Source organism: Halanaerobium sp. MA284_MarDTE_T2 (assembly GCF_003337245.1).
GTDB lineage: Bacteria > Bacillota > Halanaerobiia > Halanaerobiales > Halanaerobiaceae > QPJE01.
This window is the reverse complement of the sequence record NZ_QPJE01000012.1, coordinates 17,734-32,968: the sequence shown is the minus strand read 5'-3', so window position 1 is coordinate 32,968 and position 15,235 is coordinate 17,734. Positions and strand designations below refer to the sequence as shown.

The following is a 15,235-nucleotide window of genomic DNA, read 5'->3' as shown; positions in this document are numbered from 1 at the left end:
GAAGGGGTTAAACTGTTATGAACAACAAACTTACAGGAAAAGAAAAGGCGGCTATTCTTCTAATTTCTCTTGGTCCTGATGTTTCTTCAAATATTTTTAAGCATCTGGATGAAGACGAGGTAGAAAAATTAACTCTGGAAATAGCCAATTTAAATAAAATAAATCCCGAACTAAAGCAGAAAATACAGGAAGAATTTCTGCAGCTCAGAAAAGCCAATGATTATATTAACTCTGGCGGAATAAACTATGCGAAAAAAATACTGGAAAAATCATTTGGAAAGGAAAAAACTAAGGCAATCATAAACCGCCTTACAGCAACACTACAGGTAAGACCTTTTGATTCAATACGCAAATCCGATCCCTCACAGCTTTTAAACTTTATTCAGGGAGAACATCCACAAACTATAGCACTTATCCTCGCATATGTAAGTCCTTCCATGGCCTCACAGGTTTTGTCTGCACTTTCTCCGGATATACAGAGTGAAGTAGCCAGAAGAATAGCAGTCATGGATAGAACTTCTCCGGAAATCATTAAGGAAGTTGAGGCAGTATTAGAAAAGAAGTTATCTTCTGTTATGGCAAATGAATATGCCAGTGCTGGCGGTATTTCAGCAATAGTAGATGTTTTAAATCAGGTTGACAGGGGAACAGAAAAAAATATTCTTGATAAGCTGGAGGAAGATGATCCAGAGCTTGTTGAGGAAATCAAAAAGAGGATGTTTGTCTTTGAAGATATTGTTCTTCTTACTGACAGAGCTGTACAGCTTGTACTGCGTCAGGTGGAAACACATGATCTGGCTCTGGCCCTAAAAACAGCAAGTGATGAAGTTGAAGAAATTATTACTGGCAACATGTCGCAAAGAGCTGCTGAAATGCTGACAGAAGACATAGAATTTATGGGTCCGGTCAGACTGCGTGAAGTAGAAGATGCACAGCAGAGAATTGTGAATATTATTCGTGAACTAGAAGAAAGCGGCGAAATTGTTATTGCCCGCGGTGGGGAGAGTGAAGTGATTGTCTAAAATCATTAAAGCATCACAGGTGATAGGCAAATATAGAATAGATAATGAAAAAAAAGTGCTGAAAGCAGATAAAAATAAGTTAAAAAAAAATAAAAATAAAGATACAGACAAAAATGAAAACAATACAAAAAAAACAGCAAATAATAAGACTGCCAGAAGTAAAGAAGAAAAAATAGAAGAAAATGCTGAACATAGAGCTGAAGAGATAATTGAAGCAGCAGAGGTTAAAGCCGCTGAAATACTGACTGAAGCCGAAAAGAAAAAAAATAAAATAATTGAAGAAAAAGGAAAAATATTAAAGGAAGAAAAAGAAAAAGGATATCAGCAGGGACTTAAAGAAGGACGTCAGGAAATAAAAAAAGAAATTGAAAGTCTAATGAAGCTTGCAGACAGCTTCAGCAGTGAAATTACCCGCGAAAAAAATAATTTAAAGAGATCGGTAATAAATCTGGCAGTAAAGATAGCAGGTATAATTATCGATGTTAAACTGGAAAAAGAACATGAAATTATAAATAATATAATATCTGATATGTTAAACGAACTTGGTGAAAACCATAAAGATATGATAATAAAAGTTCATCCAGGTTTTCTTCCCTATATTCAGGAAGACAGGCTGGGCAGGAACTTAAAAGATAAAAACTTCAAATTTGTTGGTGATGATAATCTCAGCAGAGGTGACTGTATTGTTGAAACAAATTTGGGCGGAAAAGAAGGCAGACTGCAGGAAAAATTAATGCTTATAAAAAGAGAATTGCTAGAAGAGGTTGAAGTAAATGGTTAATATTGATTTTGAAAATCTGGGAAAAAGGCTGAATAATATTAATATGACCAGAAATTTTGGCCATATTAATAGAGTAATAGGTCTTGTGATCGAATCTATCGGTCCTGAAGCCTCCATAGGTGAACTCTGTCTTATTGAAACAGAGGAAGGGAATCTTAAAGCAGAAGTAGTTGGCTTTGATGATAATAAGGTTTTAATGATGCCTATCGGGGAAATGGATGGTATTAAACCAGGTGCCAAAGTTACTGCAACAAACGAAAGACTTAAAGTACATGTCGGCAAAAATCTGCTGGGGAAGGTTCTTGACGGAACCGGTCAGGTCATAAGTCAGGACAATTCTAATAAAGCCGGTCTTAAGGAAGTCAATGTTAACAATCGTCCACCTGATCCTATGAAGAGATCAAGAATTAAAGAACCTCTTTCACTGGGAATAAAATGTATTGATGGGCTGCTGACCTGTGGAAAAGGGCAAAGGCTTGGTATATTTTCCGGCAGTGGTGTCGGAAAAAGTACCTTACTGGGAATGGCTGCTAGAAACACAAATGCCGATATCAATGTAATTGGCCTTATAGGAGAAAGAGGGAGAGAGGTAAAGGATTTTCTGGAAAAAGATTTGGGTGAAGAAGGATTAAAAAGATCTATTGTAATAGCTGCTACTTCAGATCAGCCGGCACTGGTGCGGGTTAAAGCAGCAAATATTGCAACTGCTGTAGCCGAATATTTTCGAAATCAGGGAGAAGATGTTCTTCTGATGATGGATTCGGTGACAAGAGTTGCAATGGCTTTAAGAGAAGTAGGGCTGGCTATTGGTGAACCACCTGCAACAAGGGGTTATCCACCTTCTGTTTTTGCAAAACTGCCTAAACTGCTGGAAAGAACAGGAACAAATGATAAAGGATCTATCACAGCACTTTATACGGTATTAGTAGAAGGTGATGACTTCAATGAACCGGTTTCTGATACTGTTCGCGGTATACTTGATGGACATATTTCTTTATCAAGAGAGCTGGCAGAAGCAAGTCACTATCCGGCAGTAGATGTTTTAAGCAGTGTCAGCCGTATAATGAAGGATATTGTTGATGAAGAACATGTAAAAGCCGCTGATAAATTTAAAAAACTTCTGGCAACATATAATCAATCAAAAGATTTAATTAATATTGGAGCATATGAACATGGGTCAAATGCAGAAGTTGATAGAGCTATTGATAAGATTGACAGTATAAATAATTTTCTTACTCAGAATATAAATGAAAAGACAAATTTTGAACAGACTGTGGAACACCTCAAAAATATTGCGGCAGAATAAGGTGATAATTTTTGTATAAATATAATTTTAAATTTGAAAAAATATTAAATCTAAAAAGCAGGCAGGAAGATATGGAAGAAGACAGATACAGGCTGCTGCAGAAAGATTTAAATGATTTAAAGAAAAAATTGGAAAAAATAAAAATTGAAAAAGAAAATATTTTTGCTCACCTGCGAGAAAATGGTAGTGATCTCTGGTTAAATATTGATTACAGAAAATACTTAAAAAAGCAGAGAGAACTGGAAGAAAAAATATCTGTCAAAAAAAGGGAAAAAGAAGCAGAGGTAAAAAAACAGCTTAATGTATTAATGGAAAAACGCAGAGAAAGAAAAACTTTAGAAAAACTGAAAGAAAAAGAAACCGAAAAATTTATTAAAGAATTTTTGCTGGATGAGCAGAAAGAGCTGGATGAAATAGGACGACAATTTATGTCAGGCGGGAGATAAAAATGAAAAAAGCTTTGTTTTTTCTCATATTATTTATAATACTTTCAGCAATGCTTATCTGGTCATTAAATGCACTGGAAATAATTAATTTTAAAGCATCAGTAGTTAATTTGCTGAATAGAATACCATTTGTACAGCAATATATGATAACAAAAGCAGATATTGAAGCTGAAAAAACTAAAAATAAAAAGTTTAGTGCGGAAATTCAGCAGAAAGATGAAAAAATAGCTTCACTTGAAGGTGAGATAGAAGAACTAAAAAAGAATCTCAAAGAAACGGAGCTGGCTCTTGAAGCTGAAAAGAAAAGAAACGAAAAATTGAGCAGTGATCAAGAGACTAAAGAAGAAAAATTAAATAAATTGACTGAAATATATCGAAGAATGGAAGCTCCAGCAGCAGCCTCAGTTATACAGCAGCTGGATAGAGAATTTGCTGCAGAAGTTCTTGCCAATTTAAAAGAAGAACAGGCAGCCGCCATACTTCAGGAACTGCCGGAAGGATTGGCAGCAGAACTGTCAAAAATAATTGGATCAGAATAAATAGCTGAGTGCGACGGGCTCGATGCCCTAGTACTGTGACGCACTCGATGTGTTAATACTGAGCTGACCATGCGATTACTAAAAAAAGCTCAGTGAGTCGACCTGGCGTTATAATAATGAAGACTCAGTGAAAGGAGGTGAACAAATGACAGAACATGTGCTGATAAATATGATTCAGCAGAAACCTGGTTCTTTTTCTGAAGTGAAAAAGAAAAAAACTTATCAAAATGCTGATAAAAGTTTTGCTGATATCATAAAAGGAATTAATAAAGCAAAATCAGACAGAAGTGGGAAAAGCCCACCTGATAATGAAAAAAATAAAAAACTGAATAACCAAAAACTGATTAATAATCAGGAATTTTTGGATAAACTGGAAAAGATACTATCTAAAAATAGTGACAAAACAGCTTCAGAACTTTTTTCTTTACTGCAAGGTGGAAGTCTGAACAGACAGCAGGAAATCGTGCTGCAGAATTTGCTTTCTAAAATCGAGAACAGCAGTACTAATTTATCAGAAATTAAATCTCTACTGCAGGAAAATAGTGCAGTTTGTATGCAGGAAACTAGTGTGTTTAACAAAAAATATTCTTCAGATGATAAAGTGTTAGATATAAAGGGTCTTAAACAAATAGAGTCATTGCTGGAAGAAAATAAGATAACATTGACAGAAAAGCAGCAGTCTGTACTAAAAAATGAACTGGACAGTTTTGCAGAGGTGGTTTTAAATAATTCTGATAAAAATTATGCTGAGATTTTAGATGCTGAAACTCTGAAATCGAAGATCCATAAATTGATTTCACTTTCTGATAAAGGTAAAATTGACTCTACTAATCTGGAGGATCTGCTGAAAAGAGAGGATAGTAAATTACCTTTACTGCAGAAGTTAAATTCTATGAGTATTCAAGATATACCTCCTACAGACAGTTTAGCTGAAAGCAATTCGGTATCGGCAGAACTGGCAGATCAATTAAAGCAGCTGTTTGATGATCAAAATGAGAAAAACAGTAAAAACATAAAATTAGATAATTTTACTGCTGATCAAAAAGGGGCTTTTCCGTTAGATAGTAATTCTTCTCTGGGAAAAATATCTGCAGCAGGAAATACAGAAAGCGGCAGTGATAAGAACTTTCTTGATCTGAATAATAATCTTTTTTTCAGCTTTGATCTAGAATCAAGAGGCACAGCTCCAGAAGTGGATAATTTTCCACTGCCGGAAAATAATATAGATTTAAATCAGACAGAGAATACTGATCTTAAAACACAGATCGTCGAAAAATTTACCGGAGAATATTCTGCAGATACAAAAGAAATGCAGATTCATCTGGAACCCCGCTCACTGGGTAAAGTTAATATTAGTTTAGGCTATGACAATGAAAAACTGGTGGGGAAAATGATAGTGGAAAATGAACTTGTCAGGACACAGCTGGAAAACAGTCTAAAACAGCTCAAAATCGATCTGGTAAAACAGGGTATTAATATTGAACAGTTCAAAGTGGAAATAGCAAAAAATTCTCCCCAGCAGGTTGAAAGGCAGAATGAGTTTGCTTTTAGTGATCAGGAAACAGCTTTTGGTGATGGAGAAACTGGCCAAAATCAGGAATATGAACAGCGGAAGTTTTTTCAGGGCCAGTATTATGTCCACCGCAGAAATGACAGATCTAATACAGCCGGTGACAGTGTGGTATTAAAACATCTGAAAATGATAAATAGAGCAGCTTTTTCCAGTGATAAACTAAATCTGCTCGCTTAAAGGAGGGATTGAATGTCAGATATAGCAGGTGTAGGAGCCGTACAGAACTCTCAGTATAAGATTGAAACAGAAAGAGCAAGCCTGGCAGGAAATGATGGTTTAGGTCAGGATGCATTTTTTAAAATCTTAATCACACAGCTTCAAAATCAGGATCCTTTAGATCCGATGGAAGATAAAGAGTTTATCTCTCAGATGGCCGAATTTAGCTCTCTAGAAAAGGTGGAAAAAATATACGGTATGTTAGAACAGCAGTTTAATGTTAATCAGCTTGCAGGTCAGGCAGATCTGATCGGTAAGGAGATAACTGCAGAGATAGAAGGTGTTGAATTAAAAGGTACAGTGGATGGAGTAAAATCTAAAGATGAACAAATATGGGTAGTGCTGGAAAATGGTTCTGAGATAAGAATGGATCACCTTACAGCTATCAGTAAAGCAGGTGGCTCTGAGGAAGAGGTGTAGATTATGGATAATAGATTAAAAATAAATCAGCCAATAAGGCCGCTTGAACAGAATAAAAATATAAATCGTAAAAATCAGCAGAAAAATGATAAAAATGTATCTTTTAAAGAATTATTAAATGAAAAACTTGCTGATAAAAATAAAATTAATTTTTCCAAACATGCGCAAAAAAGGCTGGATTCCCGCTCTATTTCTGTTAGTGAAAAAGATTTGGATCAGCTGACAAGCGGTATTGAAAAAGCTAAAGCAAAAGGTGCAAGAGATTCACTAATAATGGTAAATAATGTAGCCTATATTGTAAGTGTTGAAAATAATACTGTTGTCACAGCTGTTGATGGAAAGAGCATGAAAGAAAATGTTTTTACAAATATTGATAGTGCTGTCATTATGAAATAGAAGAAAAATTAAAAGTTGAAGGTTAAAACTAAGAAAAGAGTAAAGCTAAAATATTGAAATTAATTTGTAATCGGAATGAGCTGGACCTTTTTCAGGAGGCTCTGTCCCGCTGTCGAAAACAGCAGGACTCCGATAAAACTGAAGGAGGAAAATTATATGTTGAGATCGATGTATGCTGGTGTATCAGGGTTAAACAGCCATCAGCAGATGATGGATGTGGTTGGAAATAATATTTCCAATGTAAATACAATTGGTTTTAAAAGCAGTAGAGTAACATTTAAAGAGATGTTAAATCAGACAATAAAAGGTGCATCTGCACCACAGGATAACCGTGCAGGTACAAATCCACAGCAGGTTGGATTGGGAGTTGGTCTGGGGAGTATAGATGCAGATATGTCATCTGGAAACTTACAGCCGACTGGAAAATCATCTGATGTTGCGATCCAGGGAGATGGATTCTTTATACTTCAGGATGGAGAAAAAAATGTGTTTTCCAGAGCAGGTAATTTTAACTTTGATAGAAATGGTAACCTTTATTCTTCCAGCACAGGACTGCTTGTACAGGGATGGAAGGCAGATCAGGGGGAACTACCTACAGATATGGGAAAAAATAATATGGAAGCAATTACTCTTGACAGCCAGATAGGTGCAAAAGCAACAGATTCAATATCTTACAGCAAAAATATAGATGCAGCAGCAGAAAATACACTAAAGGTTGATAATTTAACACTTGACTTAACTACTTCAGGTTATGAAGATTCTCTTTCTTTTGAATTAACTCCAGATGAAAATTCATTTAATACATGGAATTTTACTTTAAAGGCTGAAAATGCAGCTACCACATTTTCTGGTGGCACTGCAAATTTTACAGAGAAGATGACTGGACAGTTAGAACTGGATAGTAATGGCAGCATAATTTCATTTGTATCAGATGATGATGGTTCAGGTAATACTATAGATTTCATTACTAATAATTTGACCGTTGATATTAATGGAAGTGGAGAAACCGTTGTCTTAAATACACCTGTATCTGGAGACAGTATAAATTCAGTAAAACTCTTTGCAGATTCTACTGCACCAGCAGACAACAATTTGACCCTTGATTATAAACTTAATGCAAAAAGAGGTATCTCAGTTGATGTATTTGACAGTCTGGGAGACAAACACAATCTTGAGTTTACTCTTAAAAAAGTGGATAACAGACTCTGGAGAATTTATGAAAATGATATTTCAATTGATGGTTCCAGCAGTCAGGATATTGGTGGCCCCTACCATGAAATAAAATTTGGGCCAGAGGGTAAGGTTGAATCAGGTGGAATACTCGATTTTACATTTCATCCAGTAGGTCCTGATGCAGATCAGACAGTAGAACTGGATTTCAGTAAAATAACTCAGTATGCAGGTGAAATGTCTGCAAACTTTGAAAATATAAATGGAAATGCGAAAGGTTCTTTAGAATCATTTTCATTTACTGAGACTGGAGATATAATTGGTTCTTACAGTAATGGACTGACACAGGTACAGGCAAGAATTGCCCTTGCCAATTTTCAGAATCCTGCCGGACTTATCAGACAGGAAGGTGTATTCAGCGAGTCAGCTAACTCTGGTGATGCGGAGGTAGTTAGTCCTTCAGAAGGTGGCGCGGGGTCTCTGGCCCCATCAACACTGGAGATGTCCAATGTTAACCTTTCACAGGAGTTTACTAATATGATAACTGCTCAGAGAGGATTTCAGGCCAGTTCAAAACTGATAACAACATCTGATGAAATGCTGCAGGAACTTGTTAATCTAAAAAGGTAATTTTAGTTAAGCTGTCAGACCTCATTTCAGTATTGAGGTCTGGCAGGATAATAAAGGAAGTGGAAGATGATTAAGGTAGAGAAAACAAATGGCGAAGAAGTAACACTTAATTCCGATCTTATTGAACAAATTCAGGAAACACCTGATACAGTAATTACTTTAACCAACTGTAAAAAAATACTGGTCAAAGAAACATCTGATGAAATTATAGAAAAAGTTATAGCTTACCGGAGAAAGATACTATCTGGAATTTCAAGAACAGGGGAGAGATAGGTTATGGATCTAGCAACAATTATTGGAATAATAGGTGGTGCAGCTGTCTTTGCATCTGTTGCATTATTGGGGGGTAATGCGGTTATATTTGTCAGTGTCCAGTCCTCATTAGTAGTTTTAGGTGGAACACTGGCCGGTACACTGATAAGTTATTCTTTTGAAGATCTAAAAAAAGTTCCTGAACTGGTAAAAGTATCTCTTCAAAATGATTTAATGAAATCTGATTTCATTATTGAAGATCTGGTGAATTTTGCTGAAAAGGCCAGGCGGGAAGGTCTGCTTGCTTTAGAAGATGATGCAAATGAGATGGAAGATGAGTTTTTAAAAAAAGGAATTCAGCTGGTTGTGGATGGTACTGATCCAGAGCTTGTGCGAAATATTCTGGAAACAAAATTGACTTTTCTGGAAGAAAGACACGGTAAAGGACAGGGTATATTTGCCACAATGGGACAGCTGGCCCCTGCTTTTGGAATGATAGGTACACTGATTGGTTTAATCCAGATGTTGAGTCAGCTGGATGATCCAACAAAGCTAGGTTCCGGTATGGCTGTTGCCCTTATTACAACACTTTATGGTGCACTGATGGCCAACTGGATTTTTATCCCGCTTGCCAAAAATCTTGAAACTAGAAGTGCTCACGAAGTTTTGATAAAAGAAGTAATAATAGAAGGTATACTGTCTATTCAGGCAGGAGAAAATCCAAGAATAGTAAAAGAAAAACTGCATGCCTTCCTATCAGAGGGAGAAAAGGAAGAAGTAGAAGCCAGAATAAATAATAATGAGGCGGCACCTGACAATGCGTAAAAAAAGAAACAGCTCCAATCAAAATCAGGATGGTGGAGGTTCTCCGGCATGGATGACAACCTTTGGAGATATGATGACATTACTGCTGGTATTTTTTGTGCTTCTTTATTCGTTTTCTTCACTGGATGTGCAGAAATTTAAAGGATTTATATCAGCACTTCAGAATCAGCTTGGGGTACTTGAAGGTGGAAAAACTATAATAGATGAACCTAACATTACTGCAGGAAATATAAGTGAAGATTTAGGTGATGCTCCACAGAATTTAGGGCGGGTAATGGATCAGATGCAGAAATATATAGATAAAAATAATTTAAATGATAGAGTAAATATTGATAGAAAGAGAAAGGGTGTTGTAATAAGTCTGACAGGCGAAATTCTCTATGATCTGGGAAAAGCAGATCTAAAACCTCAGGGAAGAGAAGTTCTAACAATGATAGCAGAAAATCTCAAAGAAATACCCAATGACATCATGATAGAAGGACATACTGACTATCTGCCTATAAATAATCAGCAGTATCCATCAAACTGGGAACTTTCCACAGCTCGAGCCGTTAATGTTATTAAATATTTAATAGAAGAAAATGACTTTACCCCTTCTCGACTTTCTGCAGCAGGTTATTCTAAATTCAGGCCTGTAGTTGATGAAGATACTCCGGAAGCACGGGCAAAAAATAGAAGGGTAGAGATTGTAATATTAAATTCACAGTATGGAAGTGAACAGTATAATAATTAGGGAGGGGGCACCCAATGGATGATGGTAAAGTGAATATAAAAATGATTGCTCTAATTGTAGTATTGGTGATAATAATTACTGGAATAATGAGCTTTACCTTTTTTACATTTTTCTCAGTTTCAGAAAATAATACAGGAGAAAACGGGAAAGTAAAAAGTGTCAAAGATTTAAAACCAACATATAGTGTTGGAGATTTTGTTGTAAATTTATCTGGCAGTTCAAACATGAGCTTTATTAAAGCTAACATTGTTTTTGAATTAGAAGATAAAGATATGGTAGAAGAGCTGGATAAGCGTAAGCCTCAGATAAGAGATGAAATAATTTCAATATTGAGGGCCCAGAGCAAAAAACTAATTGAGGAGCCAGAAGCAAAAACCATTAAATCAATGATTCAAAATTCTATTAATCAGCTTTTAATATCAGGTAAGATACACAATGTCTGGTTTACAGAACTGGTTGTTCAGTAGGGAGGAAAGAAAATGGCTGAAGTATTAAATCAAAATGAAATAGACTCTCTTCTCTCTGCGCTGAGCAGTGGAAATCTGGATGTTGAAGAAGTAAAAGAACAGTCTGAAGAAAAAGAAGTTAAAAGTTACGACTTTCGAAGACCTAATAAGCTGTCAAAAGAACAGATGCGCACACTGCAGATGATTCACGAAAATATGTCCAGAAATTTCACTACCACACTGTCAACCAAACTGAGGAGTATGGTTAATTTTGATGTAGCTTCAATAGAACAGCTTTCTTACTCAGAATTTATTCATTCTCTATCAGAACCAACTATTATTGGTATCTGCAGCTTGGAACCTTTGAAAGGACAGTTTATTTTTGAAATTAATCCGGAAATAGGGTTTGCAATAATCGATCGGTTGTTTGGAGGTTTTGGGAAGGCAATAACAGAGGTAAGAGCTTTTACAGATATAGAACAGGTGGTAATCAAAAAAGTTATGTCCTGGATACTGGGAGATTTTAAAGAATCCTGGCAGAATATTGCAGAATTAAAACCCAGGCTTTTGGAATTAGAATCCAATCCACAGTTTACACAGATTGTTCCAGATAGTGATATGACAATTATCATTACTTTATCTGCTCGAATAGCTGATATAGAAGGACTTATAAATATCTGTATTCCTTATATAATGTTAGAACCACTTGTTTCCAACTTAAATGCACAGTACTGGTTTTCCAGCACCAGGGAAAAACAGACTGCCGAACATATAGAACAGTTAAAAAAACGACTCCAGGATGCCAGTTTAGAAATTCATGCTGAACTGGGCAAAACAGAGCTTACAATTGAGGATTTTCTATATCTCCAGCCGGGAGATGTAATAACTCTTGACAAAAAAGTAAAAGAAAATGTAGATGTGCGAATAGGTGATTTTAGAAAATATAGGGCAGCTGCAGGAACAAAAAACAGACATAAAGCAGTTAAAATACTCGGTGTAGCAGAAAATACGGTAGAGGAGAGTGATTATGATGAGTAATGATGGGAATTTTTTATCCCAGGAAGAAATAGATGCTCTAATGAACAGCCAGGAAGAGGAAGAAGATGGTGAAGAAATCTTAACCTCAGAAGAAATAGATGTAATAGGAGAAATAGGAAATATTTCTATGGGTTCTTCTGCAACTGCACTCTCTACCCTATTGGATAAAAAGGTGGAAATTACAGCTCCTGAAGTCAAAGTAATTAAATTTCAGGAAGTAATAGATGAATATGACCGCCCCTGTGTTCTGGTCCGGGTTAAATATATTAAAGGGCTTGAAGGAGTAAATCTTCTTGTAATAAATACTGAAGATGCTGCTATTATTGCAGACCTCATGATGGGGGGGGATGGAATCAGTGGTGTAGATGAAGATTCACTCAATGATATATATATAAGTGCTGTAGGTGAAGCGATGAATCAGATGATGGGGTCAGCATCTACCGCTATGTCAAATATACTGGATGAAATTGTAAATATTTCTCCACCGGCAGCAGAATATATAGAACTTAATGATGTACTAAAAAGTGATGAGGACTGGTTTAAGGCAGATGAAGAAGTTGTGGTAACTTCCTTTAACCTAAAAGTTGGAGATCTTATTGACAGTACCTTTAAACAGATATCATCTCTAGCTTTTGTAAAGGAACTGGCTGATTCTCTTTTACATGAAGGTGAAGGTCTGATCGACAAAACTATTGATGAAGAAAAACTGGCTGAAGAAGCAAAAGAAGAGGTGGATATGTCTGCTAAAAGGGAGCTGCAGAATTCATTAGGGGAAACATCATCAGCTGCAGAAAGCTCTCCTACTGATCAGCAGAGGTCAGCAGCATCTTCGAGAAAACAGACCAAAAATAGAAATGTTAAAAAAGAAGAAACTGTTGCTGTACAGACAGCACAATTTCCGGAATTTGATGAGCAGATATCTCAGCCTCTGCCAAATAATATGGAATTAATTAAAGATGTTCCTCTTGAGGTAACGGTAAGACTCGGCAAAACCAGCATGAAGATAAGGGAAATTTTAGAGCTTGGTGATGGTTCAATAATTGAACTCGATAAACTGGCCGGTGAACCTGTGGATTTGCTTGTAAATGGAAAGCTGGTTGCTAAAGGTGAAGTGGTTGTAATTGATGAAAACTTTGGCTTCAGGGTAAAAGATATTATAAGTCCTGCTGAACGCCTTACACAGCTTTAGGATAGGGAGCAGAAATGAGTTATATCTGGGAAACAGCAAAAATAATTTTTTCACTTGGAATTGTAATTATATTAATTTTTCTTCTTTATTATCTGCTGAGGGATAGGCTGAATTTTACAAACAGCTCCAAACATATGAAGGTGATAGATATTATGCGCCTCGGCAGTGGTGAAATTATTTATCTGGTAGATAGTTTTGATAAGATAATTATGATTGTTTCCGGTAAACAGGGGTCTACCAAAATTGAAAGCTGGAAAAAAAGTGAAATTAAACTGGAGCTTGATAAAATAGATGATAATAATAAATCTGGTAAATTTAAGAAAGATATTTTTAAAGATAAATTTATGCAGGCTTTAAATAGAACAAATTACAGCGAAAAAAAACAAAAAAGTCGTGATAATGATGAATAAAAGGCTCACTTTAGTTCTGTTTTTAGTTTTTTTATTTTTTATTTTTAATAGTTCAGTTATTGCACAGAATTTTAATCTTCCTGAATTTAGTTTTGAAATGAACAGTGGTGGTAATGAAGCAGATGATCTTGTTCTGTCACTGAGAATACTACTTCTGCTGACAGTTCTTTCTCTTGCTCCTGCTGTTATTATATTATTTACTTCATTTACCAGAATAATAATTGTGTTTTCAATTTTGAAGCGGGCTCTGGCATTAAATAATATGCCGCCAAATCAGGTTTTAATTGGGATTGCAATATTCTTAACTATATTTATTATGGCACCTGTTTGGCAGGGAATAAATCAGGATGCACTTCAGCCCTATCTCAATGAAGAAATTTCTCTGGAAACTGCTTATGAAAACACATTAACTCCGGTTAGAAATTTTATGTTTGATCAGGTTGATGAGAGGTCAATGGCACTTTTTACTGATATGGCGAAAATGGAGAGACCTGAAACTCGGGATGATATTCCCACTTATGTTCTTATTCCTGCCTTTCTGGTTAATGAAATAAAAATTGCTTTTCAAATAGGTTTTTTAATCTACATACCATTTTTAATGATAGATATGATAGTTGCCAGTATTCTGATGTCAATGGGAATGATGATGCTTCCACCTGTTATAATATCTTTACCTTTTAAAATTCTTCTATTTGTACTGGCAGATGGCTGGCATTTACTAATTGGTTCACTTGTACAGACTTTTAATTAGTAAGGAGGCAGTATTTTGAATGAAGCTCTTGTGGTTGACATAGGCCGCCAGGCTGTTTATATTGTGCTAAAAGTTATACTGCCTGTTCTTGGTGCAGGTCTAATTACCGGTCTGATAGTTGCTGTAATACAGGCAACAACTCAGATTCAGGAGCAGACACTTGCTTTTGTACCAAAAATATTTGCAGTTCTGGCTGCAATCGGGTTTTTTGGACCCTGGATTATGAGAACTGTTGTGGAATTTGTGCAGGAACTGCTGCGGAATATACCCCTGTATGTGGGGGGCTGATGATAGATGGGAGCAGAATTTTTAGGCAATAATTCTATATATCTTTTTGTACTGATTATGATCCGCTATATTGGCATGATGCTGATTACACCTATCTTTGGCAGTCAGGTAATAATAAATAGAGTTAAAATCATTCTTGCTGTAGCTCTGGCGGTTTTTACATATCCAATTCTGCAGCAGATGTATCAAATAGAATTTAACTTAAAACCTATTCAGCTGCTTATAAATATTATGAGTGAAATTAGTATTGGACTTTTTATGGGATTTGCTGTTTTTTTAGTATTTTCAGCTGTACAGATGGCGGGTCAGTTTATTGATATGCAGATGGGTTTCAGGATCGCAAATGTTGTTGACCCTTTTACAGGGGCCAATTCACCGGTGATTGGTCAGTTTAAAAATATATTGATAACACTTATATTTCTGTCAGTAAATGGGCATTTATTTTTAATAAGGCAGCTTTTTTCTTCATTTGAAATAATACCCCCGGGACGGATAAATTTTGGTGAGCAAATCTGGCAGTATTTTTTCCGCAGAAGTGCAGATATGTTTGTGCTGGCGGTAAAAATGGCTCTTCCAATTGTGGGAGCTGTTTTCGTGATAGATATTATACTTGCTTTTTTGGCCAGAGCTGTACCACAGATGAATCTTTTTATTATTGGACTGCCGGTAAAAATAATGGCTGGTCTGGTAGTGCTGTTTTTGCTTTTAGGTGTTTTAACTCATTTTTACAGTCAAATTATTATGGATATAATTTATGAAATTGGTGATTTATTTAAACTGCTTGCACCAGAATAGAGGAGATTT

19 protein-coding genes are annotated in these 15,235 nt (G+C 35.8%); all 19 read left to right on the top strand.

Annotated elements, in window-relative coordinates; genetic code table 11:
• Positions 1 to 17 precede the first annotated feature (17 nt).
• The 19 genes from fliG (at position 18) to fliR (ending at position 15,226) form a co-directional block, all read left to right on the top strand.
• Positions 18 to 1,022, top strand: a complete 1,005-nt coding sequence (gene fliG / locus DFR78_RS06990) for a flagellar motor switch protein FliG (RefSeq protein ID WP_114458126.1) — start codon at positions 18 to 20, stop codon at positions 1,020 to 1,022.
• A complete protein-coding gene (locus DFR78_RS06985) occupies positions 1,015 to 1,803 on the top strand; it encodes a FliH/SctL family protein (RefSeq protein ID WP_114458125.1) in 789 nt (262 codons plus the stop codon). Before fliG ends, DFR78_RS06985 begins: the two co-directional genes overlap by 8 nt.
• A complete protein-coding gene (gene fliI, locus DFR78_RS06980; RefSeq protein ID WP_114458124.1) occupies positions 1,796 to 3,109 on the top strand; it encodes a flagellar protein export ATPase FliI in 1,314 nt (437 codons plus the stop codon). The genes DFR78_RS06985 and fliI overlap by 8 nt, the downstream gene beginning before the upstream one ends.
• A gap of 11 nt (positions 3,110 to 3,120) precedes the next feature.
• A complete protein-coding gene (locus tag DFR78_RS06975) occupies positions 3,121 to 3,555 on the top strand; it encodes a flagellar FliJ family protein (RefSeq protein WP_114458123.1) in 435 nt (144 codons plus the stop codon).
• A 2-nt stretch (positions 3,556 to 3,557) separates the two neighbouring features.
• Positions 3,558 to 4,094: a MotE family protein gene (locus DFR78_RS06970; protein ID WP_114458122.1), complete on the top strand. Its 537-nt coding sequence runs from the start codon at positions 3,558 to 3,560 to the stop codon at positions 4,092 to 4,094.
• Between the two features lie 145 nt (positions 4,095 to 4,239).
• The gene (locus DFR78_RS06965; RefSeq protein ID WP_114458121.1) at positions 4,240 to 5,844 is read left to right on the top strand and encodes a flagellar hook-length control protein FliK; all 1,605 of its coding nucleotides are present in this window, start codon (positions 4,240 to 4,242) and stop codon (positions 5,842 to 5,844) included.
• Positions 5,845 to 5,856: 12 nt separating this feature from the next.
• A complete protein-coding gene (locus DFR78_RS06960; protein ID WP_114458120.1) occupies positions 5,857 to 6,303 on the top strand; it encodes a flagellar hook capping FlgD N-terminal domain-containing protein in 447 nt (148 codons plus the stop codon).
• Between the two features lie 3 nt (positions 6,304 to 6,306).
• Positions 6,307 to 6,699, top strand: a complete 393-nt coding sequence (locus tag DFR78_RS06955; protein WP_114458119.1) for a TIGR02530 family flagellar biosynthesis protein — start codon at positions 6,307 to 6,309, stop codon at positions 6,697 to 6,699.
• 156 nt (positions 6,700 to 6,855) lie between these two features.
• Positions 6,856 to 8,499, top strand: coding sequence for a flagellar hook protein FlgE (locus DFR78_RS06950; RefSeq protein ID WP_158531726.1), 1,644 nt, complete (start codon positions 6,856 to 6,858; stop codon positions 8,497 to 8,499).
• 66 nt (positions 8,500 to 8,565) lie between these two features.
• The gene (locus DFR78_RS06945) at positions 8,566 to 8,772 is read left to right on the top strand and encodes a flagellar FlbD family protein (protein WP_114458117.1); all 207 of its coding nucleotides are present in this window, start codon (positions 8,566 to 8,568) and stop codon (positions 8,770 to 8,772) included.
• A gap of 3 nt (positions 8,773 to 8,775) precedes the next feature.
• Positions 8,776 to 9,576 carry a motility protein A gene (locus DFR78_RS06940; RefSeq protein ID WP_114458116.1) on the top strand — a complete coding sequence of 267 codons (801 nt, stop codon included), beginning with the start codon at positions 8,776 to 8,778 and terminating at the stop codon, positions 9,574 to 9,576.
• A complete protein-coding gene (locus DFR78_RS06935; RefSeq protein WP_114458115.1) occupies positions 9,569 to 10,309 on the top strand; it encodes a flagellar motor protein MotB in 741 nt (246 codons plus the stop codon). The genes DFR78_RS06940 and DFR78_RS06935 overlap by 8 nt, the downstream gene beginning before the upstream one ends.
• A gap of 14 nt (positions 10,310 to 10,323) precedes the next feature.
• Positions 10,324 to 10,776, top strand: coding sequence for a flagellar basal body-associated protein FliL (gene fliL / locus DFR78_RS06930; protein ID WP_114458114.1), 453 nt, complete (start codon positions 10,324 to 10,326; stop codon positions 10,774 to 10,776).
• A 12-nt stretch (positions 10,777 to 10,788) separates the two neighbouring features.
• Positions 10,789 to 11,793, top strand: coding sequence for a flagellar motor switch protein FliM (gene fliM, locus DFR78_RS06925; protein WP_114458113.1), 1,005 nt, complete (start codon positions 10,789 to 10,791; stop codon positions 11,791 to 11,793).
• Positions 11,783 to 12,982, top strand: coding sequence for a flagellar motor switch phosphatase FliY (gene fliY / locus DFR78_RS06920; RefSeq protein WP_233487014.1), 1,200 nt, complete (start codon positions 11,783 to 11,785; stop codon positions 12,980 to 12,982). The genes fliM and fliY overlap by 11 nt, the downstream gene beginning before the upstream one ends.
• Before the next feature lie 14 nt (positions 12,983 to 12,996).
• The gene (locus tag DFR78_RS06915; protein WP_114458112.1) at positions 12,997 to 13,392 is read left to right on the top strand and encodes a flagellar biosynthetic protein FliO; all 396 of its coding nucleotides are present in this window, start codon (positions 12,997 to 12,999) and stop codon (positions 13,390 to 13,392) included.
• On the top strand, positions 13,385 to 14,143 hold the full coding sequence (fliP, locus tag DFR78_RS06910; protein WP_114458152.1) for a flagellar type III secretion system pore protein FliP: 759 nt from the start codon (positions 13,385 to 13,387) through the stop codon (positions 14,141 to 14,143). The genes DFR78_RS06915 and fliP overlap by 8 nt, the downstream gene beginning before the upstream one ends.
• 15 nt (positions 14,144 to 14,158) lie before the next feature.
• Positions 14,159 to 14,431: a flagellar biosynthesis protein FliQ gene (fliQ, locus tag DFR78_RS06905; protein WP_114458111.1), complete on the top strand. Its 273-nt coding sequence runs from the start codon at positions 14,159 to 14,161 to the stop codon at positions 14,429 to 14,431.
• 6 nt (positions 14,432 to 14,437) lie between these two features.
• Positions 14,438 to 15,226, top strand: a complete 789-nt coding sequence (gene fliR / locus DFR78_RS06900; RefSeq protein WP_114458110.1) for a flagellar biosynthetic protein FliR — start codon at positions 14,438 to 14,440, stop codon at positions 15,224 to 15,226.
• Positions 15,227 to 15,235: the final 9 nt, after the last annotated feature.

What these genes read in the sequence shown, in the direction of transcription:
- DFR78_RS06960 (WP_114458120.1), top strand. Translation starts at nt 5,857, where the DNA reads ATGTCAGATATAGCAGGTGTAGGAGCCGTACAGAACTCTCAGTATAAG.
- fliI (WP_114458124.1), top strand. Translation starts at nt 1,796, where the DNA reads ATGGTTAATATTGATTTTGAAAATCTGGGAAAAAGGCTGAATAATATT.
- fliL (WP_114458114.1), top strand. Translation starts at nt 10,324, where the DNA reads ATGGATGATGGTAAAGTGAATATAAAAATGATTGCTCTAATTGTAGTA.
- fliM (WP_114458113.1), top strand. Translation starts at nt 10,789, where the DNA reads ATGGCTGAAGTATTAAATCAAAATGAAATAGACTCTCTTCTCTCTGCG.
- fliY (WP_233487014.1), top strand. Translation starts at nt 11,783, where the DNA reads ATGATGAGTAATGATGGGAATTTTTTATCCCAGGAAGAAATAGATGCT.
- DFR78_RS06915 (WP_114458112.1), top strand. Translation starts at nt 12,997, where the DNA reads ATGAGTTATATCTGGGAAACAGCAAAAATAATTTTTTCACTTGGAATT.
- fliR (WP_114458110.1), top strand. Translation starts at nt 14,438, where the DNA reads ATGGGAGCAGAATTTTTAGGCAATAATTCTATATATCTTTTTGTACTG.
- fliP (WP_114458152.1), top strand. Translation starts at nt 13,385, where the DNA reads ATGAATAAAAGGCTCACTTTAGTTCTGTTTTTAGTTTTTTTATTTTTT.
- DFR78_RS06965 (WP_114458121.1), top strand. Translation starts at nt 4,240, where the DNA reads ATGACAGAACATGTGCTGATAAATATGATTCAGCAGAAACCTGGTTCT.
- DFR78_RS06945 (WP_114458117.1), top strand. Translation starts at nt 8,566, where the DNA reads ATGATTAAGGTAGAGAAAACAAATGGCGAAGAAGTAACACTTAATTCC.
- DFR78_RS06935 (WP_114458115.1), top strand. Translation starts at nt 9,569, where the DNA reads ATGCGTAAAAAAAGAAACAGCTCCAATCAAAATCAGGATGGTGGAGGT.
- fliG (WP_114458126.1), top strand. Translation starts at nt 18, where the DNA reads ATGAACAACAAACTTACAGGAAAAGAAAAGGCGGCTATTCTTCTAATT.
- DFR78_RS06955 (WP_114458119.1), top strand. Translation starts at nt 6,307, where the DNA reads ATGGATAATAGATTAAAAATAAATCAGCCAATAAGGCCGCTTGAACAG.
- DFR78_RS06950 (WP_158531726.1), top strand. Translation starts at nt 6,856, where the DNA reads ATGTTGAGATCGATGTATGCTGGTGTATCAGGGTTAAACAGCCATCAG.
- DFR78_RS06970 (WP_114458122.1), top strand. Translation starts at nt 3,558, where the DNA reads ATGAAAAAAGCTTTGTTTTTTCTCATATTATTTATAATACTTTCAGCA.
- DFR78_RS06940 (WP_114458116.1), top strand. Translation starts at nt 8,776, where the DNA reads ATGGATCTAGCAACAATTATTGGAATAATAGGTGGTGCAGCTGTCTTT.